Consider the following 3,874-nt stretch of genomic DNA (forward strand, 5'->3'; position numbering starts at 1 on the left):
CCCTTGGGCCGTCCGGTGGAACCGGAGGTGTAGATCACGTACGCAGTATTCGAAAGTCGTAGTGGCGCAGTGCGTTCGACATCCCGAACGGGTGCCGTGGACCTCGCGGCACAGTCGACGAGATCGACCGCAACCGTCTCGGTTCCCTCGGGCAGCGCCACCTCGTCGCGGGAGGAGATCAGCACGCACCGCGGCTGTGCGGAATCCAGAATGTAGGCCGTGCGATCCGCGGGGTGGTCGGGGTCGATCGGCACCCAGGCACCGCCCGCCGCGACGATCGCGTACATGCCGACGACGAGGTCGAAAGAACGGCGAATCGACAGTCCGACGAGCGTCTCGGGACCCACACCCATGTCGATCAGGTGGCGAGCGAGGCCGTTCACGCGCGCCGAGAGGTCACCGTATGTCAGCGCCTCGCCCTCGTACACCAGGGCTGTCGCATCAGGGTTCGCGGCCGCGGCGGCCTCGAATGCAGAGAGCAGAGTCCGTGGCTCGGTCTCGTGCTCGGTGTCGTTCCACCGGTCCACGACCTGCTCGCGTTCGAGACCGTCCGTCAGTGCCAGATCCCATACCGCGTCCTTCGGTCCCGACGCCACGAAGCGGGCGAAGAAATCGACGAAGCGTTCGTGGTTCCGGCCGGCTTGTTCCGGTCCGTACAGATTGGGGTTCGACTCGAAGTCGATGTGCGTGGTGGACCCGGCGACGCTGGTGTACAGATTGAGCCCGAAATCCTCGATGAGGCCGGTCGAGAGAATGTTGATGCCGCCGACCATCGACCCGAGGCGCACCTCGCCGAAGAACAGCATGATGTTGACCCACGGGCCGAAGAACGAGGCCTGACCACTGGCCGAGCCTGCATCGCGCCGGATGTCCTCGTGCCGGTAACGCTGGTGGCGCAGGGCCCCGGAGACCTCGGCGTTGACGCGCGCGAACAGCGTCTCGACGGTGGTGTCTCCCGACACGTCGAGCCGAAGGGGAACGACGTTGGAGACCATGCCGCCGGAACGGCGAAGTACAGCGGTGGTGCGTGCGGTGACCGGCAGCGAGAGTACGACGTCTTCTCGTCCGGTCATCTGGGCGAGGTAGGCGGCGAAGCCGGCGATGACGATGGTTGCCATCGTGGTGTCCGTCTCGGCACGAAGAGCCTCGAGCCGTTCCATCGTCTCGGTGGACAGAGCTGTGCTGTCGATCTGGCTCTTCGCTGCGGGCGGAGCCGTGTGCCCGGCGAGAGTGGTGACTCCGTCGATGCCGTCGATGCGTGACGCCCAGTACTCGCGGTCGGCCTCGAAACGGGTCGAATCACGGTATGCCACGTCGATGTCGTAGACCTTGGTCAGATCCGATGCCAGGTTCTTGCTCGGCTCGGTACCTTCCACCGCTGCGGTGTACAGCTCCGCCGCACGGTTCATGAACGTGACGGCACCGAAACCGTCGAGCACCACGTGATGCACGCGCTCGTACCAGAACCACACGTCGTCCTCGAGGCGCAGGACGGTTGCCGCGATGAGTCGGTCGCGGAGAATGTCGATCGGCGCGCTGTAGTCGCCGTGCATCCACGCCAGGGCCGCTGCTCGCGGATCGGCCTCACCGCGCAGATCGAGGTAGTTCAGAGAATCGTCGAGGGTGGGGTCGACGATCTGCCGGGGCTCGGCGTCGACCTCGACGATGCGCACGAATCCCGATTGCAGTTCGAGTGCCGCCTGCGAGGATGCTCGGCGAAGCAGCTCCACGTCGAGGTCGCCGTGCAGTTCGATGTACTGGGCGATGTTCGCGGGTACCGAGGGGTCCACGTGCTGCGCGAACCACATTCCCAATTGGGCCGGTGACAGTGGGAACGACGAATGCTCGGAACTGCCGACTCCGTCGTCGTGTCCAGCACCTTCCACACCTAGCGGGTCCAATCGAAGCCTCTCTTTCCCACAATCACACGCGCCCCCACCGGCTGCCACACGAGCAGCGATCGGCAGGCACCGAACACATCGAGCAAGTTGCTTACTTCGTTCTCTATTTTCTCACCGGAAACAACTCGAAGTTACCTTTCAGTACATATCCGTCCGTATGTACCGGACTGTTACAAGTCGATACCCGATCCGAGCTCACCCGACACACTCCGACTCGATTCGGCACCCGGTCAATCTACAGTGCCGACCGGGCGAAGACCGTCGCTCGTCATGCCGTCATGTCGAAAGCGGCGATCACCTTGTTCGGTGTCACCCGAACGATCAATTCGCCCGGAACACCGTTGCGTGCGCCGAACTCCTCGGCGCGATCGCGGCCCATGTACCGAGCCCCCAGCTCGGTGGCGGTGCGGAGCAACTCGGCGGGATCCTCGTCGACCGACGCGATGCCCTGCACCTGGACGAATCCGTACGGCGGCTCTTCGAGATCGACGGTCAGCACCACGCGGGGATCACGGCGAATCGACTTTCCCTTCGCGGTGTCGGCCCCCGTGTTGAACACGATCTCGTCGCCCTCGACGATGAACCAGACCGGGGCAACCAGGGGCCTGCCGTCGGAGGCCAGGTACCCGAGCTTGCCGGTGCGGGTACCCGTGGACAGAAACTCGCGTACGCGCGGATCGGTGATCGACGTCATCGCAGACACGCTACGCGGGTGGTCCGACAGAATCGGCGATCGCGGACACTTCGGCAGGTCCACGAGATCCATTCACGCTGCTCCGGCCTCACCGGCCGAGAGTCGCTCCGACCAGAAGCAATCTCATCGCTCGCTCCGTGGCGTCGGTCAGGAACTCGGCACCCCGTTCGAGCGCCTCGACCAACTCGACCGGTGAGGGGAGGATGCCGGCGAAGGCGTCGATACCCGAGTCGTAGTTGGCGCGGGCGTCGAGACCGATGGTTCCCGCGAGCGCCACCACAGGTTTGCCGTGAAGCTTGGCTCGGCGGGCGACCTCCGTCGGGATCTTCCCCTTCGGCGTCTGCTTGTCGATGGACCCCTCGGCGGTCAACACCAGGTCTGCTGTCGCGATGAGGCTGTCGAGGTCGACATGATCGAGCATCACCTCGAAGCGTGGTAGCAATTCGGCCCGCAGGACCGCTGCCACGCCTGCCCCCATCCCGCCGGACGCGCCGGTACCGGGCCCGGTGCGGAGGTTCAGACCGGCCGGCCGCGTCGACACGTCACGCTCCAACACCTCGGCCCAGCGGTCCATCGCAGCCGACAGGATCTCCACTTGCGTCGAGCTGGCCCCCTTCTGCGGTGCGAAGATTCGGGCGACTCCGCCGGGCCCACAGAGAATGTTGTGTGGGTTGCATGCGACCCTGATCTCCACACCGCTTCCCGGACTCAGCCGTGAATCGAGGCCGGATACATCGATGTGGTCGAGCCGAGTCAACTCGCCTCCGCCGTCGCCCAATTCGAGGCCTTCGGCATCGAGGAGTCGCACTCCGAGCGCCTGCAGAAGCCCCGCGCCGCCGTCCGAGGTGCCGGAGTCGCCGCAGCCCAACAGGATTCGTTCGGCACCGTAGTCGAGGGCGGTGCGGATGAGCTCACCGACTCCGCGACTCGTGGTCACCGTCGGGTCGCGCATGTCTCGCGGAACCAGCGACAGACCGGCCGCTGCTGCCATCTCCACGACCGCGGTGACCGGCCCGTCCGTTCCCAGCAGAGCGAAATGGGAATCGACCGGCTTGCCCACCGGCCCGGTCACGACGGTGTCGATCACCTTGCCCAGGGTGGCACCGGCAAGGGCGCGGGCGGACCCCTCACCCCCGTCGACGAGGGGGACCGAGTTGACGATGGCCCCGGGCACCACCCGGCGAATACCAGCGGCAATGGCCGATGCAACCTCGTCGGCACCGAGAGATTCCTTGAACCCCGACGGGGCGACGACGAATCGGAGTGGGGTGGAAGACGG

General features: G+C 65.6%; 3 protein-coding genes. All 3 read right to left on the reverse strand.

Annotation, left to right across the window (positions count from 1 at the left end):
• A partial coding sequence (locus A2J02_RS17115; protein ID WP_156516265.1) for a condensation domain-containing protein occupies nucleotides 1-1,808 on the reverse strand: 1,808 nt, incomplete at its 3' end.
• A 361-nt stretch (nucleotides 1,809-2,169) separates the two neighbouring features.
• Nucleotides 2,170-2,595, reverse strand: coding sequence for a PPOX class F420-dependent oxidoreductase (locus A2J02_RS17120; protein ID WP_068051470.1), 426 nt, complete (start codon nucleotides 2,593-2,595; stop codon nucleotides 2,170-2,172).
• 88 nt (nucleotides 2,596-2,683) lie between these two features.
• A partial coding sequence (locus A2J02_RS17125; RefSeq protein WP_068051468.1) for a glycerate kinase family protein occupies nucleotides 2,684-3,874 on the reverse strand: 1,191 nt, incomplete at its 5' end.

The organism is Rhodococcus sp. EPR-147, assembly GCF_001647185.1.
GTDB lineage: Bacteria > Actinomycetota > Actinomycetes > Mycobacteriales > Mycobacteriaceae > Rhodococcoides.